This is a genomic window from Haladaptatus sp. CMAA 1909, from assembly GCF_043952005.1.
GTDB lineage: Archaea > Halobacteriota > Halobacteria > Halobacteriales > Haladaptataceae > Haladaptatus.
Window position 1 is genome coordinate 106,615 of sequence record NZ_JBIOAV010000001.1, and the last position, 22,633, is coordinate 129,247.

Annotated in this window: 29 protein-coding genes; 11 read left to right on the top strand and 18 right to left on the bottom strand. The window is 62.0% G+C overall.

Features of this window, described 5'->3' with window-relative positions; translation table 11 throughout:
• The first annotated feature begins 27 nt into the window (after nt 1-27).
• Nucleotides 28-489, top strand: a complete 462-nt coding sequence (locus tag ACGYLY_RS00545) for a DUF5813 family protein (protein ID WP_395283599.1) — start codon at nt 28-30, stop codon at nt 487-489.
• Nucleotides 490-584: 95 nt separating this feature from the next.
• On the opposite strand, the gene ACGYLY_RS00550 is transcribed toward ACGYLY_RS00545, so the two are convergent.
• Nucleotides 585-815 (bottom strand): Lrp/AsnC family transcriptional regulator, encoded by a 231-nt coding sequence (locus tag ACGYLY_RS00550; protein WP_231185405.1) that lies wholly within the window; start codon nt 813-815, stop codon nt 585-587.
• Between the two features lies 1 nt (nt 816).
• Nucleotides 817-1,506, bottom strand: a complete 690-nt coding sequence (locus tag ACGYLY_RS00555) for a potassium channel family protein (protein WP_395283600.1) — start codon at nt 1,504-1,506, stop codon at nt 817-819.
• A gap of 160 nt (nt 1,507-1,666) precedes the next feature.
• Between ACGYLY_RS00555 and ACGYLY_RS00560 the strand changes: the two genes are divergently transcribed.
• Nucleotides 1,667-2,203, top strand: a complete 537-nt coding sequence (locus tag ACGYLY_RS00560) for a hypothetical protein (RefSeq protein WP_395283601.1) — start codon at nt 1,667-1,669, stop codon at nt 2,201-2,203.
• Between the two features lie 78 nt (nt 2,204-2,281).
• Nucleotides 2,282-2,512, top strand: a complete 231-nt coding sequence (locus ACGYLY_RS00565; protein ID WP_231185403.1) for an Lrp/AsnC ligand binding domain-containing protein — start codon at nt 2,282-2,284, stop codon at nt 2,510-2,512.
• 41 nt (nt 2,513-2,553) lie between these two features.
• Here ACGYLY_RS00565 and ACGYLY_RS00570 read toward each other — a convergent pair whose 3' ends face one another.
• From ACGYLY_RS00570 to ACGYLY_RS00580, 3 genes are read right to left on the bottom strand one after another with little or no spacing between them, the layout of a single operon-like run.
• Entirely contained in the window at nt 2,554-2,946 is a 393-nt protein-coding gene (locus ACGYLY_RS00570; RefSeq protein ID WP_395283602.1) for a DUF6220 domain-containing protein, read from the bottom strand.
• Nucleotides 2,936-3,574, bottom strand: coding sequence for a hypothetical protein (locus ACGYLY_RS00575; protein ID WP_395283603.1), 639 nt, complete (start codon nt 3,572-3,574; stop codon nt 2,936-2,938). Before ACGYLY_RS00575 ends, ACGYLY_RS00570 begins: the two co-directional genes overlap by 11 nt.
• 2 nt (nt 3,575-3,576) lie before the next feature.
• Nucleotides 3,577-4,173, bottom strand: coding sequence for a halocyanin domain-containing protein (locus ACGYLY_RS00580; RefSeq protein ID WP_395283604.1), 597 nt, complete (start codon nt 4,171-4,173; stop codon nt 3,577-3,579).
• Between the two features lie 237 nt (nt 4,174-4,410).
• Between ACGYLY_RS00580 and ACGYLY_RS00585 the strand changes: the two genes are divergently transcribed.
• The gene (locus ACGYLY_RS00585; RefSeq protein WP_395283605.1) at nt 4,411-5,166 is read left to right on the top strand and encodes a sensor domain-containing protein; all 756 of its coding nucleotides are present in this window, start codon (nt 4,411-4,413) and stop codon (nt 5,164-5,166) included.
• A gap of 5 nt (nt 5,167-5,171) precedes the next feature.
• On the opposite strand, the gene ACGYLY_RS00590 is transcribed toward ACGYLY_RS00585, so the two are convergent.
• From ACGYLY_RS00590 to ACGYLY_RS00615, 6 genes are all read right to left on the bottom strand, one after another.
• On the bottom strand, nt 5,172-5,825 hold the full coding sequence (locus ACGYLY_RS00590; RefSeq protein ID WP_395283606.1) for a hypothetical protein: 654 nt from the start codon (nt 5,823-5,825) through the stop codon (nt 5,172-5,174).
• Nucleotides 5,822-6,169: an ArsR/SmtB family transcription factor gene (locus ACGYLY_RS00595; protein WP_395283607.1), complete on the bottom strand. Its 348-nt coding sequence runs from the start codon at nt 6,167-6,169 to the stop codon at nt 5,822-5,824. The genes ACGYLY_RS00590 and ACGYLY_RS00595 overlap by 4 nt, the downstream gene beginning before the upstream one ends.
• Nucleotides 6,170-6,322: 153 nt before the next feature.
• Nucleotides 6,323-7,369 carry a pyruvate dehydrogenase (acetyl-transferring) E1 component subunit alpha gene (gene pdhA / locus ACGYLY_RS00600; RefSeq protein WP_395283608.1) on the bottom strand — a complete coding sequence of 349 codons (1,047 nt, stop codon included), beginning with the start codon at nt 7,367-7,369 and terminating at the stop codon, nt 6,323-6,325.
• 106 nt (nt 7,370-7,475) lie between these two features.
• Nucleotides 7,476-7,676 (bottom strand): hypothetical protein, encoded by a 201-nt coding sequence (locus ACGYLY_RS00605; protein ID WP_231185401.1) that lies wholly within the window; start codon nt 7,674-7,676, stop codon nt 7,476-7,478.
• Nucleotides 7,677-7,746: 70 nt separating this feature from the next.
• A complete protein-coding gene (locus ACGYLY_RS00610) occupies nt 7,747-8,058 on the bottom strand; it encodes a cupin domain-containing protein (RefSeq protein ID WP_395283609.1) in 312 nt (103 codons plus the stop codon).
• Between the two features lies 1 nt (nt 8,059).
• A complete protein-coding gene (locus ACGYLY_RS00615) occupies nt 8,060-8,293 on the bottom strand; it encodes a hypothetical protein (RefSeq protein ID WP_395283610.1) in 234 nt (77 codons plus the stop codon).
• 72 nt (nt 8,294-8,365) lie between these two features.
• On the opposite strand from ACGYLY_RS00615, the gene ACGYLY_RS00620 reads away from it, so the two are divergent.
• Nucleotides 8,366-9,037 carry an MBL fold metallo-hydrolase gene (locus ACGYLY_RS00620; RefSeq protein ID WP_395283611.1) on the top strand — a complete coding sequence of 224 codons (672 nt, stop codon included), beginning with the start codon at nt 8,366-8,368 and terminating at the stop codon, nt 9,035-9,037.
• 426 nt (nt 9,038-9,463) lie between these two features.
• Here the strand turns inward: ACGYLY_RS00620 and ACGYLY_RS00625 are convergent, their stop codons facing one another.
• The 5 genes from ACGYLY_RS00625 to ACGYLY_RS00645 all read right to left on the bottom strand — a co-directional run bounded on the left by ACGYLY_RS00625 (nt 9,464) and on the right by ACGYLY_RS00645 (nt 13,921).
• Entirely contained in the window at nt 9,464-9,868 is a 405-nt protein-coding gene (locus ACGYLY_RS00625; protein ID WP_395283612.1) for a GNAT family N-acetyltransferase, read from the bottom strand.
• 123 nt (nt 9,869-9,991) lie between these two features.
• The gene (locus ACGYLY_RS00630; RefSeq protein WP_395283613.1) at nt 9,992-10,312 is read right to left on the bottom strand and encodes a CTP synthetase; all 321 of its coding nucleotides are present in this window, start codon (nt 10,310-10,312) and stop codon (nt 9,992-9,994) included.
• Nucleotides 10,312-11,229 carry a glutamine-hydrolyzing GMP synthase gene (guaA, locus tag ACGYLY_RS00635; RefSeq protein ID WP_395283614.1) on the bottom strand — a complete coding sequence of 306 codons (918 nt, stop codon included), beginning with the start codon at nt 11,227-11,229 and terminating at the stop codon, nt 10,312-10,314. Before guaA ends, ACGYLY_RS00630 begins: the two co-directional genes overlap by 1 nt.
• A complete protein-coding gene (locus ACGYLY_RS00640) occupies nt 11,229-12,875 on the bottom strand; it encodes a CTP synthase (RefSeq protein ID WP_395283615.1) in 1,647 nt (548 codons plus the stop codon). The genes guaA and ACGYLY_RS00640 overlap by 1 nt, the downstream gene beginning before the upstream one ends.
• Before the next feature lie 449 nt (nt 12,876-13,324).
• Nucleotides 13,325-13,921: an alpha/beta hydrolase gene (locus ACGYLY_RS00645; RefSeq protein ID WP_395283616.1), complete on the bottom strand. Its 597-nt coding sequence runs from the start codon at nt 13,919-13,921 to the stop codon at nt 13,325-13,327.
• A gap of 54 nt (nt 13,922-13,975) precedes the next feature.
• On the opposite strand from ACGYLY_RS00645, the gene ACGYLY_RS00650 reads away from it, so the two are divergent.
• From ACGYLY_RS00650 to ACGYLY_RS00660, 3 genes are all read left to right on the top strand, one after another.
• The gene (locus ACGYLY_RS00650; protein WP_395283617.1) at nt 13,976-14,848 is read left to right on the top strand and encodes a PspA/IM30 family protein; all 873 of its coding nucleotides are present in this window, start codon (nt 13,976-13,978) and stop codon (nt 14,846-14,848) included.
• A 143-nt stretch (nt 14,849-14,991) separates the two neighbouring features.
• Nucleotides 14,992-16,032, top strand: coding sequence for a hypothetical protein (locus tag ACGYLY_RS00655; RefSeq protein ID WP_395283618.1), 1,041 nt, complete (start codon nt 14,992-14,994; stop codon nt 16,030-16,032).
• An 881-nt stretch (nt 16,033-16,913) separates the two neighbouring features.
• A complete protein-coding gene (locus tag ACGYLY_RS00660) occupies nt 16,914-17,978 on the top strand; it encodes a zinc-dependent alcohol dehydrogenase family protein (protein ID WP_395283619.1) in 1,065 nt (354 codons plus the stop codon).
• A gap of 242 nt (nt 17,979-18,220) precedes the next feature.
• Here the strand turns inward: ACGYLY_RS00660 and ACGYLY_RS00665 are convergent, their stop codons facing one another.
• Both ACGYLY_RS00665 and thrS read right to left on the bottom strand, forming a co-directional pair.
• The gene (locus ACGYLY_RS00665) at nt 18,221-18,628 is read right to left on the bottom strand and encodes a hypothetical protein (protein ID WP_395283620.1); all 408 of its coding nucleotides are present in this window, start codon (nt 18,626-18,628) and stop codon (nt 18,221-18,223) included.
• A 162-nt stretch (nt 18,629-18,790) separates the two neighbouring features.
• The gene (thrS, locus tag ACGYLY_RS00670; RefSeq protein WP_395283621.1) at nt 18,791-20,713 is read right to left on the bottom strand and encodes a threonine--tRNA ligase; all 1,923 of its coding nucleotides are present in this window, start codon (nt 20,711-20,713) and stop codon (nt 18,791-18,793) included.
• 129 nt (nt 20,714-20,842) lie between these two features.
• Here thrS and ACGYLY_RS00675 point away from each other — a divergent pair, with 129 nt between their 5' ends.
• The 3 genes from ACGYLY_RS00675 to ACGYLY_RS00685 all read left to right on the top strand — a co-directional run bounded on the left by ACGYLY_RS00675 (nt 20,843) and on the right by ACGYLY_RS00685 (nt 22,629).
• Nucleotides 20,843-21,451 carry a DJ-1/PfpI family protein gene (locus ACGYLY_RS00675; protein ID WP_395283622.1) on the top strand — a complete coding sequence of 203 codons (609 nt, stop codon included), beginning with the start codon at nt 20,843-20,845 and terminating at the stop codon, nt 21,449-21,451.
• 56 nt (nt 21,452-21,507) lie between these two features.
• Nucleotides 21,508-21,777 (top strand): PRC-barrel domain containing protein, encoded by a 270-nt coding sequence (locus tag ACGYLY_RS00680; protein ID WP_395283623.1) that lies wholly within the window; start codon nt 21,508-21,510, stop codon nt 21,775-21,777.
• A gap of 72 nt (nt 21,778-21,849) precedes the next feature.
• Complete coding sequence (locus ACGYLY_RS00685; protein ID WP_395283624.1) at nt 21,850-22,629, top strand: succinylglutamate desuccinylase/aspartoacylase family protein; 780 nt, start codon at nt 21,850-21,852, stop codon at nt 22,627-22,629.
• The last annotated feature ends 4 nt before the right edge of the window (nt 22,630-22,633 follow it).

A 22,633-nucleotide genomic window follows, 5' to 3' on the forward strand; every position in this document is an offset into this window, starting at 1 on the left:
TCCGTCCGCCGGCCCTACGGGCAATCAATGACACAAACCAACGCAGTCGAACGCGCGTTTCGCCTGCACGACGGTTTCGAGCGGAACGATGACGGCTTCGTCGTGACCACGTCGTCGTTCGACGGTCGCGCGTCCCTCACGGACCCCGTCGAAGTGACCGTCCGGATGCCGACGCTTTCGGCCGTCGTCTCCGACGATTCGGTCGCCGACGTGGTGGAATCCGGCTGGTTCGAAACGCTGGAACTCCGGTTGGAGGACGCCCACACGGTCGTCTCGGCGGACGAGGCGACGCCACCGACGATAGAACTGTCGGACGACGTCGTCGTCCTCGAAGTCGCCTTTTCGGGCTACCCCGACAAGGCGGCGGAGGACGCGAAGGCCATCGTCGATTTCGCCGAGGGAACGTGGATGCAGGGACTCATTCCGGGATACGACTACGACGAACCCGCCGCCGGGATGCTGGACCGAGCACACCAGTCGTACGACTAGTTATCGGCGCGCGGTAAATCGATCCCGCGACATCGACTTGTGAAAAACGGTGCCAGACACAAGGTGCGTCGTATGCGATCCTCTTGCGTCGGAAATCAGTCCATCGAGATGTACGTTTGGGTGTCCTCGACGCCCTGAACTCCCTGGATCCCATCGGCGGCGACGGTCTTCACTTCCGCGGGGTTCTCGACGTTCACCTTCACGATGATGTCCACGTCTCCCGCGACGATGTGAGCATCCTCGACGCCGTCGATGTCGAGAATCGTGTTCTTCAATCGATCCGCTTCGCCCGTGTTCGCCTTGACCATGATGTATGCGGCGACCATCTCAGACACCCCCCGCACCCGCGGTTGCTCGACTGCCGTCGCCGACGAGGATTCTCCGAACATCGTCCAACACCGCGAAATCGGCGAGAACGGCCACCCTGTCCCCGACTTCGAGCGAGTCGTCGGGCAGCGGGATGCCGATTCTGTCGCCGCGCTTCCCGAACGCGAGAATCCGCGCGTCGGCCGGCAGTTCCAGTTCGCTGATGGAGTACCCGCGCATGGGTGACTCCTCGGTGATGGTGAGTTCGACCACCTGCAGGTTCTGTGCGATGTCGGCGATGGCGCGGATGTTCCCGCCGAGGAGGGCGTTCTTCGCACCGATCGCGCCCAGTCGCTCGGGGTAGACCACCTCGTCCACGTCGCTCGCGAACTTGCGGTAGATGTCCTCCCGGTAGTCGTTGTCGATTCGGAGGATGGTCCGACAGCCGTGATGTTTGCCGACCATGCAGGCCGCGAAGTTGACGTTCAAATCCCCCGTCAACCCGCCGAGGGCGTCCGCCCTGTCGAGGTCCGTCTGTTCGAGGACCGACTCGCGCGACCCATCCCCCTCGACCACCTCGAAGCCGTCGGTGCGTGCACGCTTCGCTTTGTTCGCGTCGTTTTCCACCAGAACGACCTCGTGACCCTCCTCCCGAAGGACGCGAGCGGTTCGTAGGCCGACCCTCCCGGCACCTATGATAACAAATCGCATGTCACCCCGTACGATAGAGGGGTTGAATAAGCTTTCTCCGACGCGAGTTCCGGTTGATTTCGGTCACGCATCGGGGACGAACGACGGCAAACCGGTAGGAAGGGAGCCGTCCCACACGACAGGAAAACGTTTACGTTCGACCGGGAAACGTTGAATTGAAATGCCCAAGCGATCCTCCAATGCAGCGGCAGTCGCGGATACGATTTCCGAGATGCTATACGAAATCGCGGGGTGGTTGATGGTCGGATTCGGTTCGCTCTCCGCAATCGGTGCCCTCTCTTCCATCGTGAAGTTTGGGGATGTGGCCCCTGCGGTCGTCCTGACCATCGTTGCATTCCTCTTTCTCACGTTCGGTGTGGCGGTGAATCCGACCCTTCGGCGAAAAATCGCCCGTCGTCACGGTCTCTCTCGGTTCGGTCGCGTTTCGTCGGTGGACGACAGGGTGATTCATTCCGACGAGGATTGCCGGGAGCGGTGTGTCGCCTGTGACTCGCGAGTGAACGCGGGCGTCGAACGACGGTTCCGCGAGGAGTTCGTCGTCGCCGGTCTCCCGGTGACCACCGTGACCGAGGGCTACAACCACTACTGTCTCGACTGTGCGAGCGAGGAGATACTCGGAGTGGATCGGACGAACGCGGACGCTCGACGCGGTGATTGGGAGACGAATCGGGAACACGAGATGGCGACCGAACGATGAGTGGTCGTCGCCTCAAGGGGGCGTGAATTTCGCCCCGGGCAAAGGTTTTTCTCGCATGATAGAGTATCACACGGTACAATGGTACACGCGTTTATCATGGTGAACACGGCCGCCGGAAAGTCCCAAGGGTTGCTCGAATCGGTGCGTGGCCTGGAGAACGTGGGGGAAGCGCACATCGTCGCCGGGGACTACGACATCGTCGTCGAGGTGGACACGGACGAGGTGTACGAAGTCCTCCAGACCTCTTCCTCCGCCATTCAAGGCCTCGACGGCGTCGTAGACACGAAAACGTACATCGCCATCGACTGATTTTGGACGGCGTTCGAACCCCATCGGTCACGGTATCGTTTTTAGGACTCCGTCCACGACCACGCTCGTTTCGTCGCACTCGCCGCCACGCCGAATATCACCACCGCGTTCACCGGATGAATCGCGGCAACGTACGTACCGAACTGATGGGCCGTCGCGTACTGAATCCCGACGAGTAGATAGAGGACGACCGGCGTCCATTTGAGTGGCCGTGGTAGTCCTCCCAAATACGCGACGACGAGCAACGGAACGGGGATGAACTCGAAGACGTGGACGAATCCCGTGTGGAGCCTCCAGTTCGTCGGGTCGATGAAGACCGCCATTCCCGCGACGTATATCTGGACGAGGACGCAGGCGGTAAAGAGCGCCATCAGGCCGACATACCCGCGGCGCGACCACCGCGTTCGTCGGGAAACCGGATCGCTATCGGACATGAGTCCCTGCCTGTCCCCCGTCTTCCACCGTTTCCCTTTCTGCCGTCAGGAGTTCGTATCCGAGGGCAATACTCGCCAGATAGAGCGGCGATTCGACCCACACGCCCGGATAGCCGACGGCGGCGAGCGGACCGAGGAGGAAAATAGCGGGCACGATACTGACGAACAACGCCGCCGTCAGTCCGTTCACGGCCGTCCGCCGCCACAGCACGACCCCATAGAGGCTTCCGAACAGGCGCGTCGCAACGTACGCGATTCCGATGAGGACCCCGACCGGAACGAACGGCGACCCGAAGACGACGCGACTCGCGAGCACGATGATAATCGAGGCCGCATAGCTCGACAGCGAGACCAAGAATACGGTGGCGACGGTGCGACCACGCCGACCGTAGTCGCACCCGTATCGGGCGTTCGCGGCCAGCAACGCGACCGCCAGCAGCACGTAGCCGACGGGGTAGAGGGTTCCCACCGCCCCGAGTTCGAATCCGCCTCCGGTTCGACCGAACGAAAGCGCGAGCAGACCGACACCGCCGACGATACCGCCGACTCCGGCCGACTTCGTTCGTCGATCCGTCCACCACTCCGGGGACGAGATGCTCCGTTCGTTCGGTGCCGTATCGGTCGTCATCGTCACGCTCCCGTCGGATTCGACCGTTCGTCGGCGTCGGTCTCTTCGTTCCCGCTCGCCACCACGACGGCACCCTTCATCCCCATCGATTCGTGGGGTTTGCAGTAGTAGAGCGTCGTCCCGGTCGAGTCGAACGTGTGTCGGAAGGTCGCCTTCTGCTCCGGTTGCCCGCTTTCGAACTCGCCGTCCGACGCGACGACGTTGTGATAGCCGCTCCCCTTCCACTTCCACGTGACCGCCGTCCCCGGTGAAATTCGAATCGCCGCCGGTTCGAACGCGTACTCGTTCCTCGACGGGCCGACTTCGACGGTAACGGCCTCTTTCCTGGATAAATCCGTCACCGATTCGTAGTTGTCCGTCTCCGAGAGCCACTCCCCCACGCTAGTTTCACCGCCACCTGAACCGTTCGTTCCCCCATCGTCGCTTCCGTCACTGGCACACCCGGCGAGGAGGCCGACGGCGGCGAGGACTCCGGCCGCCCGGAGGAACCCTCGTCGGTTGATCGCTGTCGATTCGAACTGTTCTTCTCTCGCTCGGTCGCATTCGGTCCGCGACCCGGTGGCGTCGCGTCGCCGCTGGTCGGTTCGTTTTGCAGTCATTGTCCGTCTCCGGTTACACCGTCTCCGGAGGCGGGGATAATCCGGATAGCACGGTCGCAGCCTCGGCGAGCCTCCACAACAGGTATATACCAAGAGTAGCTCCGTCGGGTCGAAACCGTGCCGAGTGGCGTTTCCGTCCCTCTTCCGTACTCTCACTCCGTCGCTTCGCCGTCTCGTCACGCAGAACGGTTTCGGCGACGGATAGACATTTGAGGGTCGCTCACCGAGGCTAACGCGATGTCGGTTCACCCCTCGACCCGTGCGAACGACTCCGGCCGTCTGGGACGGCTGCTCCGCGCCCCGATGCGGCTTCAGACGTACCGTAACCTCTGTTACGTCCTGCTGATGTTCCCGCTGGGTCTCGCCTACTTCGTGATGCTGTCCGTCGGATTCCCGCTCGCCGTCGGACTCGTCGCCGTTCTCGTCGGGATTCCGCTCGTCGTCCTGTTGCTCGCGGTAGCCGTCGGGTTGGCGGACGTCGAACGACGACTCGTCGGGTCGTTGCTCGGCGTCGAAATCCCGTCGTCTCCCGCCGAACCGCGCCCCGGCCTCTGGAACCGAACGAAACACCTCGTCACCGACACTCGCACGTGGAAGGCCGTCGCGTACCTGCTCAGCGAGTTCGTCTACGGGACGTTCGCATTCGGTCTCATGTGGTGGCTGGTGGCGACGGCGGGGAGTTTCCTGCTCGCGCCGTTCTACTACTCCCGCTCGTCGGTCGTCGCGTTCTCCCCGATTCCGACCCATCGTTTCACCCTCGATGTCCTGTTCGGGTGGGACAACCTGCTCGTCGGTCTCACGACGACGTTCGAACTCGGGTCGTGGCACGTGGAGACGCTTCCGGGTGCCCTCCTCGTCGCATGTCTCGGCGCGTTCCTGTTGTTGTGTTCGTTCTCGCTGCTGAACGCCCTCGCTCGTCTCTGGGCTCGATACGCGCGAATCATGTTGCGGACGTCGCACACGCCCGAACGGATGCCGACCGAACGTAACTGAACCGCTCACGCCCGCGTGAGGGCGTACAGAATCGACACCACGCCGCAGAGGTGAGGGACGGTGAGGGACAGCAGGATTTCCGCGTCGGTCGCTCCCGTCGAGGCGGTCAACAGGACGTTCACCGCGGCGGGAACCGCCGTGAGGAGGACGATTCCGAGGGCCAAATACAGCATTGGTCTGCTCTCGTTGCGCCGGTAGCCGCGGTAGGCCACCGACGCGACGAACGACCCCACGATACCGGTGATTCCGGAGAAACCGAGGGCGAGCGTCTCCGCGTTCGCGGCCGCGAGGGGAAAGAGGGAAAGCCCTGCCTTCTCGGTCCTTTCCCGTGGCGGCCGGGGTCGCGTGGCCCCATAAATCGCGTACATCATGGCACCGAGTCCGAGCAGTTTGCTCGCGTTGGCGGCTGCCGACCGGCCGACGGCCGAGATTCCGGTGAGATTTGTCAGGAGGAGTTGTACCACGATCGGACCCGTCGCGAGCAGTATCAGCCCGAGCGCCAGCCACAGTCGCGCCCCGTCCCGGTTTCGCCGATAGCCGCGAATCACCAGTCCCGCGACGGCGAGCGACAGCACGGCGGTGAGGAACAAGCAGAAGAGCGAGAGAGCGACGACGAGGGGCGACCCGCCCGTCGCAGTCGTCCGGAGTGTCGAAATCATCGCAACCCCTCGAACAGGTCGGTGAACCGGTCGGCGGCGTTCTCCTCACGATACGTGACCTCGATTTCGAACCTGCCGTCGGACAGTTCGATTTCGATTCTGTCGAGTCGCGCCCTGTACGTCTTGTAGTGATGGCCGTCCCTGTCGAGTTCCAGTTCCTCCGCGAGCAAGTCGTGTTCCCGTAGTCGCTCGATGCGGCGATACACCGTCGAGACCGACGCGTCACACGCGTCGCTCAGTTCGTTCGCGGACATGGGTTGCTCGCTCGTGTAGCGGAGGATGGCATGGGCGTACTCGTCTTCGAGGAGCGCGGCGATGGCCCGTACCTCGCTCTCCTCGGTCATTCCACTCGGCGGGTATGGGTTCGTCCGTGGAGATGACGACGGTCGGTTCCGGCGGTCGGTACGGGCATGAACTCGGTGGGTGTTCGAACCCGTACGACTTAAACGGACAGCCACGGTCGCCGGTTCAGCGACCCGGGAAAAACGCGGGTCGTCTCAGTGTTCCAGTTCGTACACGTCGTTGTCTTCGAGGAACGTGTCGAGCCATTCTCGCTGTTCCCGGAGGCGCGGCGGAACGTCCGCGTACACCCGGTCGAACACGTCGTGCGGGTCTGGGTCCTCGACGGCTTCGGCCTCCTCGACCGCCTCCGCGAGTTTCTCGTCCGCCTCGTCGTGGACCTCCTCCACGAACTCGTCGTCGATGAGGTCCCGCTCGCGGAGCCACGTCTCGTAGCGTTCGAGGGGGTCGGCCTTTCGCCACTCCGGCAGCTCCCGTTCCACGTCCTCGTACTTGCTCGGGTCGTCGCTCGTGGTGTGGGCACCCTGTCGATAGGTGAGGCTCTCCACGAGAACGGGTTTGCCCGTCCGGGCCGAACCGAGCGCATCGGCGACCGTCTCGCGGACCGCGAGCGGGTCGTTGCCGTCCACCTGTATGCCCTCGAAACCGTAGGCGTCGGCCTTGACGGCGATGCTCTCGCTCGCGGTCTGTTTGTGTCGCGGAAGGCTGATGGCCCAGTTGTTGTTCTCACAGAAGAAGACGACCGGCGCGTCGAACACGCCCGCGAAGTTCAGTCCCTCGTGGAAGTCGCCCTCGCTCGTCGCGCCGTCGCCGAAGTAACACAACACCGCGTCCTCGTCGCCGCGGTAGTTCATCGCCATGCCCGCGCCCGCCGCGTGGGGAATTTGCGTGGCGATGGGAATCGCTTGGGGAAAGGTGGGGACGTCGTGGTCGGAGTCGAACTCCGGGCGTCCGCGGCGGAACAGCAGAATGTCGCTGATGGGGACGCCGCGTGCCACCTGCATCCCGTTCGAGCGGTAGGTGGGAAAGAGCCAATCGTCGTCGGCCATCGCCAGCGCGGCACCGACCTGCGAGGCTTCCTGTCCGCGATACGGCGGCCAACTGCTCATCCAGCCACGTCGTTGGAGGGCGATCGCGCGCTCGTCGAATCGCCGGGCGAGAACCATCTGCCTGAAGGTTTCCCGTGCCTCTTCCGCGGAGAACGGCGTCTCGTCCAACTCGCGTTCCCCGATGATTCGGTTCATGCAAGCGGGGATGTATCGTGGTTTCAAAGACGTTCCGAAAACGGTCACGTCGGCTAGTGGGTTCGTGAAATCTTGGACGGAACTGCAACGGCGAGGGATTCCCGACTTACGCAACGAATCGCCGATACCCGTCCCGAGCGAGTCTTCCGGCACCACCTAACGTCAGAATTACCGCGCCGAACACGACCGCGTCGTGGACGCCCGGAACCGTCGGGAACGGTGTGTACTTTCCGAGAATCAGTAAGACGGTGGTGAGAAGCCACAGGGCGTACAACCCGAGCGCGAACCGTCGGAGGGAATCGTTCATCGCTAGTTACTGTCGGCGATACTGAACAAATATCTTTCACACCCAAACCGACGAAAACATGCCTACGAGTTCACGGTAGCGGACAGAGACTCGCCGTCAGCATCGCCACGTCATCCGAATCGTTTCGCGCGCCGTGAACTACGCCGCGCTCGTGGAGGACGATGCCGGGAGCGGACACCGTTTCCTCCTCGTCGTCCTGAATCACCGTTACCTCGCCCGCGAGGACGTGAAAGACGTTCGTGCTGTCGCCGTGTTCGTGCGGGCTGAGTTCGGCGTCGGGACCCAGCGCGAAGGCTTTCACGAGCACGTCGTCGGTGACGACCAGTTCCTCCGTCAGCACCTCGCCGTCGTCCGGGTCGAGGTCGGGGGTGCGGTCCAACACGCTATTCCTCCGCGTACTCCGCGTTATCGGCGATGAAACCGGACTTGAAGCTTATCCACGCCAGCACGCTGATGAAGAGCATCGGCGGCAGGATGGCGAAGCCCCAGAGCGGGTTGAGTCCCCACCCGAGGATGAGGACGAGGTCGAACAGCCCGAGTGCGAGAAACGGAATGACGGCCTTCGTCGCGCGCCATCGGTCGATGTCGCGCGTCTCGGTTGGCAGTGGCGTTCCCATAGCCTACACTGCGTCTCCAATCACCAAAAATCACCTGTTTACGCTCAAGTGGCTGGCCGTCGTACTCCCCGTATGGTGACGCAACTCGCGGACGACGTGTGGTGGCTCGACCTCGGGAGCGTAAACTGCTATCTCGCCGACGACGGTGGCGACCTGACCCTCGTGGACGCCGGGACGCCCTTCGACAGCGGCGACATCATGCGCGGCGTCCGGGAAGCGGGCTACTCCATCAACGACGTGGACCGGGTGCTGATAACCCACTACGACCTCGACCACGTCGGCTCACTCGCGCGCTTGCCGTTCGACGCGCCGATACACGTCGGCGAAGCGGACGCGCCGCTCCTCTCCGGGGCCGACGCACCCGACTGGCACAACCACAAGGGCGCGTTCCAACTTGCCACGCGTCCCCTCCTCACCAGCCCCGACGAGGAGGTCGTCGCCGTCGCGGACGGGGACGAAGTCGGGAGTTTCACGGCCTACGCCACGCCGGGCCACTCGCCCGGCCACATGGCCTACGTCAGCGAGTCGCTGGACGTGGCCTTCCTCGGCGACCTCGTTTTCGAAGACCACGGGAAACTGACCGCTTCCGCGTGGGCGATGAGTTACGACACCGAGGCGGTCCGCGACAGCATCGTCTCGCTCGAATCCCGAACCCCCGACTTCGAGGTGGCCGCGATGGGCCACGGCGTTCCCTTCCTCCGCGACGGCAGCAAACGCCTCCGCGAACTCGCAGATTCGTTGTGAATCGTCGAGTGCGCGAAGGACGATAGGAATATCCTCACAACTGATCGACTGAACAACGTGGCGCGCGCTGGCGGGGCGACGAGGTCAGCGAGGTTTCTTCGAAACCTCGAAAGCGAACGGCAACGCCGTGAGCCATCGGCCGTGTCGTCCCGGTGAATTCGTGCGAGGGATGAGTACCGCAACGAAGTGAGGAACGCAATAGGTTGGGGAGGGAGTGGTTTTGCGGTAGCGGTGCGGTGGCGGTTTCAGTGACGTCTGTACTTGCGCTCACAGCAATAGCACACACTCGCTCTCTGACTCGTGGGTGCTTTCGAGGCCGCCGTTTTCGAAAGGGACCCGATAGCGCCACCACAAAACGATCTCAGTCAACTTCAGAACCAAACGACGACAAACGAACTCCGTAGTCGTCACACATCCGGATAGTCGTCACATCCGTCGGTACATCCCGCGCGAAACGGGTGCTGTGTACTCGAAGCCGAACTGCTCGTAAAAGCCCTCCACGTCGGCCATGAGGTTGACGTACGCCCGTTCCGGCGCGTTCTCCTCCAAATACTCCATCAACCGCTCCATCATGCGCGAGCCCAATCCCCGTCGCTGGTGGTCGGGGTGGACCGCCATGTCGCTGATTTGGTAGACCGACCCACCGTCGCCGATGATGCGGGCCATGCCGACCGTCTCGCCGGTTTCGTCCACGACGGCAGTCACGCCGAACACCGAGTTCGGCAACCCTCGTTCGACTCCTTCCACGCTTCGCGGTGCCATGTCGGCGGCGTTGCGAAGGGCGACGAACTCCTCGGGAGTCGGTAGTTCGTCACGGATTTCGTAGCCCATGAAAAATTCTCGTCGGAGCAGGGGATTAACCCTGCCCATTTCGGCGGATACCGTCGATTCTTTCTCCGCGTTCGTCTCCTGCTTTTCGCCGCTATCCCCTGCTTTCGACGCTTCTATCGACCGTCAGGCCGCCAACTCCTCGGCGACCGCACTTACATCGAGGACGTTCGGGTTCACGATGAGGTCGGCCTGACTCCGAGCGAATTCGGGGATGGAATCCTCGTCGTAGACGACGACGCGAACGTCCGGGTTCACGTCCTTCGCGACCGCGATCGCCGTCGCCTGTCCGACGTCCGTGAGGACGAACAGGTCGGCGTCGTGGATGGCCGCGTCTTCGAGCGCGGGGCGGGAGGCGACACCGTCGACAGTCGTCAATTCGACGCCCTCGGCTTCGAGGGCGCGACCGAGTTCACCGTCGTCCGGACCTGCGATGACTGCGCGCATCACTCGTACTCGATGGTCGCCGGAGGTTTATGTGTCACGTCGTAGACGACGCGGGCGACGTTCTCGTTCTGGCCCGTGATGCGTGACTGGATGCGCTGGAGCGTGTCCCAGTCGAGTTCTTGTGCGCGGGCGGTCATGCCGTCGCGCGACTCGACTGACCGCACCGCGACGATCCAGCCGTGAACGCGGTTGTCGCCTTTGACGCCGGTTCCCTTGCCGACGACAGCGGCGAACGCCTGCCACGGGTCGTACTCCTCCAGTTCCTCCTCCACGACGTGGCACGCCTCGCGCGCGACCTGTGCCTTCTCGGGCGTGACCTCGCCGACGACGCGGACGGCCAGTCCCGGACCGGGGAACGGCATGCGTTCGGCGATTATCTCCTCCATGCCGAGGGCGCGAGCGACCTCACGCACTTCGTCCTTGTAGAGGTCGCGGACGGGTTCCACGATGCCGTCGAAGTCCACCACGTCCGGCAGGCCGCCGACGTTGTGGTGGGATTTGATGCCGCCCTCGCTCTCGATTCGGTCGGGGTAAATCGTTCCCTGCACGAGGTACTCCGCGTCCGTGACGCGCGCCTCGCGCTCGAACTCGCGGATGAACTGCTCGCCGATGACCTTCCGTTTCTCCTCGGGATCGATGACGCCCGACAGCGCGTCGAAGAACCGGTCTTCGGCTTCCACGACCTCCAGCGAACTCATGTAGGAGAACGTCTTGCGAATCTGGTCGGTCTCGCCCTTGCGCATCAGGCCGGTATCGACGTAGACCGGCGTGAGTTGGTCGCCGATGGCCTTGTACGCGAGTCCGGCGGCGACGGACGAATCGACGCCGCCCGACAGCGCGATGATTGCGTGCGAGTCGCCGACCGCTTCTCGAATCTCCGCGACTGCTTCCTCGATGAATTTACCAGTGTCTACCATCAGGCTTCTACCTCCTCTCTCGTCTCCGCTTCGTCGAGGACCGCATCGAGAAGGCCGACGAACGGCGGACTCGCGCGGTCGGGTCGGGAGCGGAACTCGGGGTGGAACTGCGTCCCGAAGAAGTACGGGTGGTCGTCCAGTTCGAGGATTTCCATCCGGTTTCCGGCGCGCCCGGAGAAAACGAGGTCCTCCCCTTCGAAGTCCTCGAAGTATTCGGGGTTCACCTCGTAGCGGTGGCGGTGTCGTTCCGTGCAACTCGTCGCACCGTACACCCGCTCCGCGAGCGTTCCCGCTTCGATGTCAGTTTCGTGTGCGCCGAGGCGCATCGTTCCGCCCATGTCCTCCACTTCGTACTGCTCGGGCAGGATGTCGATGACGGGGTGTACCGTGTCGGCGTCGAGTTCGGCGGAGTTCGCATCGTCCAGTCCGAGGACGTTTCGGGCGTACTCCACGACGGCCATCTGGAAGCCGAGACAGAGACCGAGGAACGGAACGTCGTGTTCCCGGGCGTAGCGGATGGCCTCGATTTTGCCTTCGGTTCCGCGACTGCCGAACCCGCCGGGAACGACGATTCCGTCGGCCTCCTTGAGACGTTGTTCGTGGTCGTCGTCCATCTCGTCCGCGTCCACCCAGAGGACGTTGACGTCCACGTTCTTCTCCAGTCCGGCGTGTTTGAGCGCCTCGTGGATGGACATGTAGGCGTCTTCGAGCGCGTACTTGCCGACCAGCGCGATATCGACTTCGCCCTCGGTTTCCTGCGTGACGAGTTCGCGCCACGCGGTGCTTCGGTCGTCGCTCGGGACCGCCTGCTCCGTCAGGGAGAGTTGCTCCATGACGTACTCGTCCAAGCCTTCTTCCTCGACGACGAGCGGGACGTGGTAGATGTCCTCCACGTCGGGGTTCGAGAACACGGCGTCGGTCGGCACGTCGCAGAACAGCGCGATCTTCTCCTTCGTCTTCGGTTCGAGTCCGTCGCTACAGCGCCCGACGAGCACGTCGGGTTGCAGGCCGATGCTCCGGAGTTCCTTCACGCTGTGCTGGGTCGGTTTCGTCTTCTGCTCGCCGTTCTTCGAGTGCGGGACGAGGGTGACGTGGGTCAAGAGGAAATCGTCGTCGTCCTGTTCCGTGGCGAACTGGCGGAGCGCTTCGAGGAACGGCATGCTTTCGATGTCGCCCACGGTGCCGCCCACTTCGACGATACACACGTCGTGGCCCTCGGCGGCCTCGCGGATGCGGCGCTTGATCTCGTCCGTGATGTGCGGGATTATCTGGACCGTCTTGCCCAGATAGTCCCCGGCGCGTTCCTTCTCGATGACGTACTGGTAGGCCTTGCCGGTCGTGATGTTGTGGTCGAAGGTCATGTCGATGTCGAGGAACCGTTCGTAGTTCCCCAAATCGAGGTCGACCTCGCCACCGTCTTTCAGTACGTACACTTCACCATGCTGATAGGGATTCATCGTCCCCGCGTCCACGTTCAGATACGGGTCGATTTTTACGGCGGTCACGTCGAACCCGGCGTTTGCGAGCAGTCGCCCAGTGCTCGCGGCGGTAATGCCTTTGCCAAGTCCGGACATGACGCCCCCTGTGACGAAAATGAACTTCTTCCCCATCTCGGGGTCGTAGTTTGTCTCGGGGTCAGTCGGCATACTGACTTTCCGCAACCGTTCTTCAAAACCATTTCGGAGGCGTCGTCGTTCGACAGGACGTGGCATATGTTGGATACTTCGAAGGTCGGCCCTGAGATGAATTCGAGTTCGAAAAAACGGAAGTGGGGGCGACGGTGAAAGGCCCGACAGCGTACGGGACGGCGGGAAGTCAGAATGCGCGAAATCAGCCATCCATCCCGGCGCGTGCGCCAGCAGGTCCGAGGGCCTGCTGGCTATCATGCGAGGTTTCGGAGAAACCTCGCAAGCGAGCGGTGCAGCCGCGAGCACGCGCTGCGGTAGCGGTGCGGTCATTTGACGTCTGCAATCGCAGTTATGGCGAACTCACGACCAACGCGTTCTGAACCTGAAATCACGAGGACTGAATCATCTCTCCGCCTTCCTCGCCTCGATCAGCAGAAGCGCTCAAGAACTAGCATGTCTGTCACCGTTCAAAGCGATTCGACCAGAAACTCCCCCAACCGTCCCGCCACCTTCTGTTCCTGCCCGACGAAGAAGTGGTCCGCGCTGAACTCCTCGGTTTCGAAGCCCAGTTCTCGCGCGCGCTCGACCAGCGGTTTCCACTCCGCGGTGTCGTCGCGCGTGCCGTAGAGGACCTTCAACGGAACGTCCACGTCGTCCAGCGCGGCGACGGCGTCCAAATCCTCCGCGAGTCGTGAGGCGGGTGCGAGCAGCGCGATGGCGGCCGCGTTCTCGTCCACGCCCGCGAGGGTCGCTATCGCGCCTCCGAAACTGAAGCCGAAGACGCCCACGGAATCGTAGCGCTCGCGCGCCCAGCGGAGGGCGTTGCGCGCGTCCTCGCGCTCGCCGTAGCCCTCGTCCCAATCGCCGTAATCGAAGCGCAGGCACGCCGCGCCGCGCTCCCCGAGGTAGTCCGAAAGCGCGACGAGTCGGTTGTCGTTTCGGTTGCCGTTGAACTGCGGATGGGGCGGACAGGCGATAACGATGGTTTCTGACCCGTCTTCGGGTTCGTCCAACGATGCACGGACGTCACGAACGCCGGGAACGACGACTTCCTTCAACGCCATGCGGGCGTGTTAGCTTGGTGAGGATTTTAAGGGTCGGGTTCTGAATATAGGAGTATGGGAGTACTTTCACGCATGTCGTACGTCGTCCGCTCGAAGATAAACGCCGTCCTCAATCGGGCAGAAGACCCGACCGAGACGCTCGATTACTCCTACGAGCAGATGCGCGACGAGTTGCAGGACGTAAAGCAGGGCATCGCGGACCTCACGACCCAGAAGAAACGCCTCGAAATCCAGAAGCGCAGACTCGAAGAGAACGTCGAGAAGCACAACCAGCAGGCGCGCGAGGCGGTCAAGCAGGACCGCGAGGATTTGGCCCGGCAAGCCCTCGAAAAGAAAAAGCAGAAGATGAACCAAATCGAGGATTTGGAGGGCCAGATCGCACAGCTTCAGAACACGCAGGACAACCTCGTCCAGAAGAAGGACGAACTCCAGAACCGCATCGAGGAGTTCCGCACGAAGAAGGAGAGCATGAAGGCGCGCTACGAGGCCGCCGAGGCCAACAGCCGCGTTTCGGAGGCGATGACCGGCGTCGGCGACGAGATGGAAGACGTCGGGATGGCCATCGAGCGCGCCGAGGACAAGACGCAGGACATGGAAGCCCGTGCGGAAGCGATGGACGAACTGCAGGACACCGGCGCGTTCGAGGACGCGCTTTCGGACAAAAGCAGCCTCGACCGCGAACTCGAAGAGATGCGATCCTCGGGCGAGGTGGACTCCGAGTTGGAAACCCTGAAGGCCGACATGGGTGTCGAAAGCGAAACGGAGGATGAATCGGAATCGTCGTCAGGTGACGACGATATCGACCTCTCGGACCTCGAAGCCGAAGTCGCGGCCGAAGAGACGGAAAACGATACTGAAACGAAAACGGAAACCGAAACCGAGACCGAAACGGAAACCGAGCAAGCCACCGAGGAGAACAACTCGTAGCCACCTCCTCCGAAATCGATTCGCCACTTTTCCGATGAGCCCGATTCGTAAGCGCCGCCGACGAAGCGTATCGTCCCTTCCTCCGGCAAGAACGACCGAGTTCGGCAAGTGCCTATTTCACACTAGTTGCTCTTCGTTCCCGTATGAGTGATTCCGAGGGGAGCGCGCAACCCGGAGATACGATGCGCGAGCGAGCCAACGAAAGTCGGCTCAAGTTGTGGATTTTGATGGAAGCGAACCGGTGGTTCGTCGCGGGGGGTATCCTGCTCGCCATTTTCGTGTCGTTGCTCGTTCTCGGCGTTCTCGACCCGTCGCCGCTGCAACAGTATATCGGGCCGAGCGACGACGCAGTTGATACGCTGTTCCAGGGCTTCGTCGGCGCGATCATCACGGGCGTGACGCTCGTCGTGACGCTCAATCAACTCGTCCTCTCGCAGGAACTCGGCCCCGTCGGCGACCAGCGAAGTCGGATGGAGGGCGCGATGAACTTTCGGCGGGAAATCGAGGACGCGCTCGACGTTCCGACCGCACCGCCGGAACCCGCATCGTTCATGCAGGCGCTCCTCGACGAGACCAAGTCGCGGGCGAACGCGCTCGCGGACGCGGTGGACACCAGTCGGGACGAGGAACTGAAGGACGAGATTCGAAGCTACGTCGACGGTCTCTCCGAGAACGCCGACGAGGTGAGCGACTCGCTCGAAGACACGCAGTTTGGGACGTTCGACGTGCTCTCGGCCATCCTCAACTTCAACTACTCGTGGAAGATATTCCTCGCGCGGAAAATCCGCAACGAACACGCCGACTCCCTCACGGACGAGGTGGACGAGGCGTTCGACGACATCATCGAATCGCTGACCTTCTTCGGCCCGTCGCGCGAGCACTTCAAGACGCTCTACTTCCAGTGGGAGTTCGTCAACCTCTCGCGGGCCATGCTGTACACGGCGGTTCCGGCGCTCGTCGTCACCATCGCGATGATAATTTACTTCGACGCGAAGGCGATTCCGGGGGCCACCGTCGGCATCAGCAACGACGTGCTGACGGTGAGTCTGGCCTCCACGATTGCGGTCGTCCCGTTCATCATCCTGCTGGCCTACATCCTCAGGATTGCGACCGTGGCAAAGCGGACGCTTTCGATCGGGCCGTTCATCCTTCGGGAGACGAAACGCAGCGACGAATTGGACTGAGAAGAGTGAACGAAGACGGTCGATACTTTCTTCGATATTTATCGGGGATGACGTGTGGATACAGAGCGTATACTTATCGACCAGTTTTCCGTTCGTACGCGATGGTAGCGACGGAATATATGATGGTGAAAACAGTCGCTGCAAATCCAAAGTTATAGTATGGATTTGCGAAATCTTGATTAGAAAGAATTACCATCAAATTGTATGTGGCACCCATTAAAATAACTGCCAATATGCGAACATCTGGATCGTACATCCTGCGCACACGGTCCGGAATCGCACTCGACATAGTTTCATAAATAGATTGAAGAATACTAACGGTTATGGTGGGTTGTAAAATCGGGCACCACCTCTGTTAGGCATGAAGACTACAATCTAGAGCGTAGGTCGACGGGGAAGGTCTCCGTCTAGAAGACGACTATTTGGGCGAGAAATAGCGCAGTTATTACGAGAGCGAGAATCGCCATTCCATACGCTAATAGCCCGTACTCCGTCGGCTTTTGTTCATATTTCTCGGGATTGTACAGTCGAAGGAGTCCGGTTCCCAAGATGGAGAGGCCTACACCGAGTTGTGTGATGATTGCGATAGGAGACTCAAAGAGGAAAGCGGCCTGTGCCAACAATACTGTTCCACAATATACGAAACAGAGGGTTACGAACCGAACTGGTTTCATCTACTCAATAAATAAAAACAAATAAACATATAGCCATCGGCGACTACTGACCACGAATCCAATAGTCCGCACGGTACGCGGTCGTCACGAGGGTGCTGAACACGGAAGGCATATCGAGCACGTAACTGACTCTCGCGTGCTCAAGGAGAATGGATTCTGTATCCTTGAGCCCGTATAATTATGGTGTGTGGCAACAACCGACATGGCATGGTACGCGCCGCAGTGTTTACCGGTCAGGGGGAACCGCTGGAGATCAGGGAGATCGACGAACCGGAACCGGACCCGACGGGCGTCGTGATCGAGACCGATGCGTGTGGGATTTGCCGGAGCGACTGGCACGCCTGGCAGGGAGATCCGCTCTGGGAGTCCAGGGGGTTCGAGGACGGTCACGTCTTCGGGCACGAACCCGCCGGCGTCGTCGTCGAAGTCGGTGACGAAGTCGAACACGTTCGTGAAGGCGACCACGTCGCCGTCCCGTTCAGCCTCGGCGACGGGACGTGTCCGTCCTGTCAAAACGGTCACTCCAACCTCTGTGACAACCGCATTCCGCTGGGGCTCGCCCCGGAATCGAAGGGTGCGTTCGCCGAACGGTTTCACGTCCCGTGGGCCGACTTCAACGTCGTCCCCCTCCCGGATAGCGTCTCGCCGGTCGAGATGTCCGGTCTGGGCTGTCGATTCATGACGTCGTTCCACGCGCTCGTCCACCAGGCGGACGTCACCGCCGGCGACTGGCTCGCGGTCCACGGTTGCGGCGGCATCGGCCTCTCGGCCGTTCACATCGCCGACGCCATCGGCGCGAACGTCATCGCCGTCGACCTGTTCGACGAGAAACTGGACGTCGCAACCGACGTGGGGGCCGTCGAAACCATCAACGCGGGAGCGGTCGCCGACGTGCCCAAGGAGGTGGCAGCGATCACCGATGGCGGTGCCGACGTCTCCGTGGATGCCCTCGGCATCGCCGAGACGTGTCGTAATTCGGTCCGTAGCCTTGGGAAACGCGGCCAACATATCCAGGTCGGCTTGACGTCCAGCGAGGAAGGCGGCGAGGTCCCACTCCCGACGGATTTAATCGTCGCCCAGGAACTCCAGTTCATCGGCGCGATCGGCCTTCCCCGTCCCCGCTACGACGAGATTTTCCGGATGATCGAACACGGGAAACTCGATCCGGCGATGATGGTCTCCGAGACCGTATCTCTCGCAGACACCTCGGACAAACTCGACGCGATGACGGACTTCGAAACCGTCGGTATTCCCGTTATCGACGAGTTCTGATCGGACCACCGGTGTTTCGTATTGCGCTTTTCCCGGGAGCGGTTGCTGAATACGCCCCTTCCTCCGGCACGCTTCGAATAGATCCGACGAGACGCCGTCGGATGGAGCGTTAATGGAGAGGATGTGGTCATCACGTATTCATCGTTTGTTCCGGCCAGTCGGTGATGACCCAGCCATTCGGTACGTGTGTGTAGTTATCGGTGCCGCTCGACTGGTCGTGAGACCGAGTTATGAAATCTGAGTTAGCTAAAAATCGTCAGTTGGGTTCGGTATACGACGATATAGGCAGTCAGAGAGGCCGCGGCCAAAACCATCGCTTGCGGAATCGGGTTACTCCCGGCGAACGTACGTCCCGATACGAGTATCACCAGCATCCCGAGGAGTCCCCACCCGAATGCGGAGGCAGTGAGGACGAACACGTACTCGCCGAGTTGTCCGAGTGACCAATCCCCCGCAACCACGGGATACGCTCCACCGACCGCCAGCACACCGATAACCAAGTCGACTGTTGAGGCCGAAGCGGGCGACCCGAGAACTGCGTTCCCAAGCGAGACCATCGGATACAACACGATTGTGAACCCACACGCTGCCAGAAGGAAATCAACGGTCGCGGATACCCACGAGACCAATCCTCGCTCGGCAGTTCCCATACCTAAATTTCATGTTGATACTATGAAGTATTTGCGGTCTGTGCGTAATCCGAAAACAAGCACGTGACACGGCCGGTATCGCCCGCTGTGCATCAATACCGATGAACTCTGCCATCAACCGAGTCGTTCAGCAGAAGCGGCAAAAACAGTGGACGAGTCGCCTCAGTCGAGGAACCCGAGTTCCGTACTCTTCTCGTCGCGTTCCGCTTCCAAATGCTTGCGGAACTCCGAAAGCGAGACGTCCTTCTCTTCGCGCTCCAGACGGTCGCGGACCGAAATCGTCCCCGTCTCCTCCTCGTCGCCGCCGACGACGATCATGTAGGGCACGCGGTCGTCGTGAGCCTGCTGAATCTTGCGGCCGACGGTCCACGAGCGGTCCTCGACTTCGACGCGGAAGTCGTCGAGTTCGTTCGCGACGCGGTGGGCGTAGCCGAGGTTGTCGTCGCTGACGGGCAGGATGCGGACCTGTTCGGGCGAGAGCCAGAGCGGGAACTTGCCGTCGAAGTGCTCGATGAGCACCATGAAAAAGCGCTCGTAGCTACCGTACAGCGCGCGGTGAATCATGACCGGGCGCTCCTCCTCGTTGTCCTCGGTGACGTAGGTCAGGTCGAAGCGCTCGGGCATGTTGAAGTCGAGTTGGACCGTCGGGCCGTCCCAAACCCTACCAAGAGCGTCCTCGAAGCCGAAGTCGATCTTCGGGCCGTAGAACGCGCCGTCGCCCGCCTCGATGTCGTAGTCCATGCCGCTGGATTCGAGGACGGACCGGAGTTGCTCTTCGGCGTGCTCCCACAACTCGTCGCTGCCGACGGACTTCTCGGGACGGGTGGCGAGCGCGACTTCCACGTCCAAGTCGAACGTCTCGATGACCTCGAAGATGAGGTCCATGACCTGCCGAATCTCGCGCTCGATCTGGTCGGGGCGGACGAACAGGTGGCCGTCGTCGATGGTGAACGACCAGACGCGCGAGAGGCCGGAGAGTTCGCCGCGCTGTTCCTTGCGATACACCTTGCCGTTCTCGAAGTAGCGAATCGGCAGGTCGCGGTAACTCCAACTGTGCTGGTCGAAGATGGTCGCGTGGCCGGGGCAGTTCATCGGTTTTAATCCATATTCCTCGTCGTTCACGTCGAGGAGGAACATGTCGTCCACGTAGTTGTCGTAGTGGCCCGACTTCTTCCAGAGTTCCGTCCTGAACAGGTGGGGGGTTTCCACCTCGTCGTAGCCCGCACCGCGGTTCAGTTCGCCCGCGTAGTCGGACAGTTCGCGCAGGATGGTCTTCCCGTTGGGGTGATAGAGCGGCAGGCCCGGCCCCGTCGTCTCGTCGATGGAGAACAGGTCCAGTTCCCTGCCGAGTTTGCGGTGGTCGCGCTCCTCGGCCTCCTCGACGCGTTCGAGGTACTGTTCGAGGCCCTTCTCGGTCGGGAACGCCGTCCCGTACACGCGGGTCAGCGTGTCGTTCTCCTCGTCGCCGCGCCAGTAGGCCGCCGAGGTTTCGAGCAGCGTGAATCCGCCGATTTCGCCGGTCGAGGCAACGTGCGGTCCCTTGCACAGGTCCGCGAACTCGCCCTGTTCGTAGAAGGAAATCGTGTCCTCGTCGGCCGCCTCGGTGTCGAGGATGTCCTGTTTGTACTCGTTGTCCTCGTAGAAGTCGAAGGCCTCCTCGCGCGACTTCTCGGTGCGCTCGATGTCGAGGTCCTCCTCGATGATGTCGTGTGCCTCGTCCTCGATTTCGGCGAGGTCGTCGCTGTCGAGTTCCACGCCCGCGATGTCGTAGTAAAAGCCCTCGTCGGTCCACGGGCCGATGGTGAGTTTCGCTTCGGGGTGAAGTCGCTTCAGCGCCTGCGCGAAAACGTGGGCCGCGGAGTGACGAAGGACGCTCAGGTACTCGTCGCTCTGGTCGGTGACGATGACGAGTCGGCAGTCCGCCGACAGCGGTGTCGCCTTGTCCACGAGTTCGCCGTCCACGACACCTGCCACCGTGTCCGTGCCTAGTCCCGGGCCGATTTCGTACGCCACGTCCTCCACGGTCGCGCCTTCCTCCATGTCGAGTTCGGCGCCGTCCGGGAGCGTGACAACGATATCGCTCATGCGGTTGGGTACGCGCCACGCGCCAGATAAGTGTGTTGAGACGGCGTGAGGAACGACGATGGACGGGAAGTTCGATATCCGCTCCACCGGCGGGTTTACTACCTCCAAAAACGCTATCGACGGTTGGAAATGGAAATCGCAATCGTCCTCTTCGAGGGATTCGACGAGTTGGACGCCATCGGCCCGTACGAAGTGTTCGAGAACGCGGGCGACGCCGGCGCGGACCTCGCGGTTTCGCTCTGCACGCTCGCGGAAACGGAGCGAATCACCGCGAGCCACGGTCTCCGCGTCGAACCCGACGCGACGCTGGACGAGTGTTCTCCCGACATCGTCGTCGTGCCGGGCGGCGGATGGAACGATAGGAGCGAGGCGGGAGCGCGGGCGGAAGCGGAACGGGGAGACATCCCGGACGCACTGGCTGCCCTTTACGACCGAGGAACGACGGTCGCGGCGGTCTGCACCGGCGGAATGCTACTTTCCCATGCCGGACTGCTCGACGGCCGGCCCGCCGTTACGCACGCCGGTGCCCTCCCCGACCTCCGCGATTCGGCGGCACGGGTCGTGGACGCTCGTGTCGTGGACGACGGCGATATCCTGACCGCCGGGGGAGTCACGTCCGGAATCGACCTCGCGTTTCACGTCGTCGAGCACGAGTTCGGAGCGGAAATCGCCCGCACGGTCGCCGAGGAGATGGAGTACGACCCCAGCGACGACGTTTACGCGGACGACGGTACGTGAACGCTGACGCGCACTTCGGCGGATAACCTGATGGTGGTGACAGTCGAATGAACCCTATGCGCAAATCACCGAAACCGGAGGACGTGGACAAACCGGTGTTCAACGTGGACGATCAGAAGGTCGGCATCGTGACCGATGTCCGGAACGGGGTCGCCTACGTGGACCCGCATCCCAGCCTCCTCGATGAGTACAAGATGCTCCTCGGGTGGAAGGACGACGCGAAGGACATCTACCCGCTTCCGAACAGAGCCATCCACGGCATAACGGACAAGGAAGTCCGACTACGGACCCACGACACGGAACACGAGAGGAAGAAGGAACGGTGACGTGTCGGATAATAACCAATCACGTCGGAAATCCACAGTCTCAAGTCATGCGGGTGTGTGCCATGACCATCGATGCGCGTTCAGACCCGCGGCGATGGAACGCCAGACCTCGCCGTCGTCGCCTGCCTGCACGGAAACGAGCGCTGTGGCAAAACGGCCATCGAGCGCGTGCTGGCGGAGAATCCGACCTTTTCCCGTCCGGTTCGGTTCGTCATCGCCAACGAGGCCGCCATCGCGGAGAACGTTCGGTTCATCGACGAGGATTTGAACCGCGCGTTTCCGGGCGACCCCGAGGGAGAAACGCACGAATCCCGACTCGCGGCGGAACTCCTGCCCCAGATTCGTGACTGCGGTGTTCTCGATCTGCACTCGACGAGGTCACACCCGGAGGCGTTCGCGCTCCTCGCGCGGATGAACGACCGGACGAAACGGTTGGCGCGGGCGACGGGCGTCGGCAGGGTCGTGGACATCAGCTACGTCGTCGGTGGCCTCATCGACTACGTGGACGGCGTCGCGGTCGAATGCGGCCTTCGGGGAACGGAGCGCGCCGAACGAAACGCCGAGCGAATCCTGCGGAACTTCCTCGGCGAAACCGGGGCTATCGACACGCTCTCGGACGGCGGGGACCCGGAACTGTATCGCATTTTCGACGCCGTTGACGGGGGAGACTACGAGTTCGTCGGCGAGAACTTCGTCCGCGTCGAGGAGGGCGAGGTGTTCGCCAGAAAGGAGGGCGAGGGTGGAACCGAACTCCGCGCCGACAGGGCGTTCTATCCCGTCCTGATGTCCACCCACGGCTACGAGGACATGATCGGCTTTCGGGCGGAGCGGGTCGGAACGCTGGTCGATTGAGGAC

Bases quoted from the DNA above. Each gene is read 5' to 3' on its own strand.
- ACGYLY_RS00545 (WP_395283599.1), top strand. From the start codon at position 28: ATGACACAAACCAACGCAGTCGAACGCGCGTTTCGCCTGCACGACGGT.
- ACGYLY_RS00550 (WP_231185405.1), bottom strand. From the start codon at position 815: ATGGTCGCCGCATACATCATGGTCAAGGCGAACACGGGCGAAGCGGAT.
- ACGYLY_RS00555 (WP_395283600.1), bottom strand. From the start codon at position 1,506: ATGCGATTTGTTATCATAGGTGCCGGGAGGGTCGGCCTACGAACCGCT.
- ACGYLY_RS00560 (WP_395283601.1), top strand. From the start codon at position 1,667: ATGCCCAAGCGATCCTCCAATGCAGCGGCAGTCGCGGATACGATTTCC.
- ACGYLY_RS00565 (WP_231185403.1), top strand. From the start codon at position 2,282: ATGGTACACGCGTTTATCATGGTGAACACGGCCGCCGGAAAGTCCCAA.
- ACGYLY_RS00570 (WP_395283602.1), bottom strand. From the start codon at position 2,946: ATGTCCGATAGCGATCCGGTTTCCCGACGAACGCGGTGGTCGCGCCGC.
- ACGYLY_RS00575 (WP_395283603.1), bottom strand. From the start codon at position 3,574: ATGACGACCGATACGGCACCGAACGAACGGAGCATCTCGTCCCCGGAG.
- ACGYLY_RS00580 (WP_395283604.1), bottom strand. From the start codon at position 4,173: ATGACTGCAAAACGAACCGACCAGCGGCGACGCGACGCCACCGGGTCG.
- ACGYLY_RS00585 (WP_395283605.1), top strand. From the start codon at position 4,411: ATGTCGGTTCACCCCTCGACCCGTGCGAACGACTCCGGCCGTCTGGGA.
- ACGYLY_RS00590 (WP_395283606.1), bottom strand. From the start codon at position 5,825: ATGATTTCGACACTCCGGACGACTGCGACGGGCGGGTCGCCCCTCGTC.
- ACGYLY_RS00595 (WP_395283607.1), bottom strand. From the start codon at position 6,169: ATGACCGAGGAGAGCGAGGTACGGGCCATCGCCGCGCTCCTCGAAGAC.
- pdhA (WP_395283608.1), bottom strand. From the start codon at position 7,369: ATGAACCGAATCATCGGGGAACGCGAGTTGGACGAGACGCCGTTCTCC.
- ACGYLY_RS00605 (WP_231185401.1), bottom strand. From the start codon at position 7,676: ATGAACGATTCCCTCCGACGGTTCGCGCTCGGGTTGTACGCCCTGTGG.
- ACGYLY_RS00615 (WP_395283610.1), bottom strand. From the start codon at position 8,293: ATGGGAACGCCACTGCCAACCGAGACGCGCGACATCGACCGATGGCGC.
- ACGYLY_RS00620 (WP_395283611.1), top strand. From the start codon at position 8,366: ATGGTGACGCAACTCGCGGACGACGTGTGGTGGCTCGACCTCGGGAGC.
- ACGYLY_RS00625 (WP_395283612.1), bottom strand. From the start codon at position 9,868: ATGGGCTACGAAATCCGTGACGAACTACCGACTCCCGAGGAGTTCGTC.
- ACGYLY_RS00630 (WP_395283613.1), bottom strand. From the start codon at position 10,312: ATGCGCGCAGTCATCGCAGGTCCGGACGACGGTGAACTCGGTCGCGCC.
- guaA (WP_395283614.1), bottom strand. From the start codon at position 11,229: ATGGTAGACACTGGTAAATTCATCGAGGAAGCAGTCGCGGAGATTCGA.
- ACGYLY_RS00640 (WP_395283615.1), bottom strand. From the start codon at position 12,875: ATGCCGACTGACCCCGAGACAAACTACGACCCCGAGATGGGGAAGAAG.
- ACGYLY_RS00645 (WP_395283616.1), bottom strand. From the start codon at position 13,921: ATGGCGTTGAAGGAAGTCGTCGTTCCCGGCGTTCGTGACGTCCGTGCA.
- ACGYLY_RS00650 (WP_395283617.1), top strand. From the start codon at position 13,976: ATGGGAGTACTTTCACGCATGTCGTACGTCGTCCGCTCGAAGATAAAC.
- ACGYLY_RS00655 (WP_395283618.1), top strand. From the start codon at position 14,992: ATGAGTGATTCCGAGGGGAGCGCGCAACCCGGAGATACGATGCGCGAG.
- ACGYLY_RS00660 (WP_395283619.1), top strand. From the start codon at position 16,914: ATGGTACGCGCCGCAGTGTTTACCGGTCAGGGGGAACCGCTGGAGATC.
- ACGYLY_RS00665 (WP_395283620.1), bottom strand. From the start codon at position 18,628: ATGGGAACTGCCGAGCGAGGATTGGTCTCGTGGGTATCCGCGACCGTT.
- thrS (WP_395283621.1), bottom strand. From the start codon at position 20,713: ATGAGCGATATCGTTGTCACGCTCCCGGACGGCGCCGAACTCGACATG.
- ACGYLY_RS00675 (WP_395283622.1), top strand. From the start codon at position 20,843: ATGGAAATCGCAATCGTCCTCTTCGAGGGATTCGACGAGTTGGACGCC.
- ACGYLY_RS00680 (WP_395283623.1), top strand. From the start codon at position 21,508: ATGCGCAAATCACCGAAACCGGAGGACGTGGACAAACCGGTGTTCAAC.
- ACGYLY_RS00685 (WP_395283624.1), top strand. From the start codon at position 21,850: ATGCGCGTTCAGACCCGCGGCGATGGAACGCCAGACCTCGCCGTCGTC.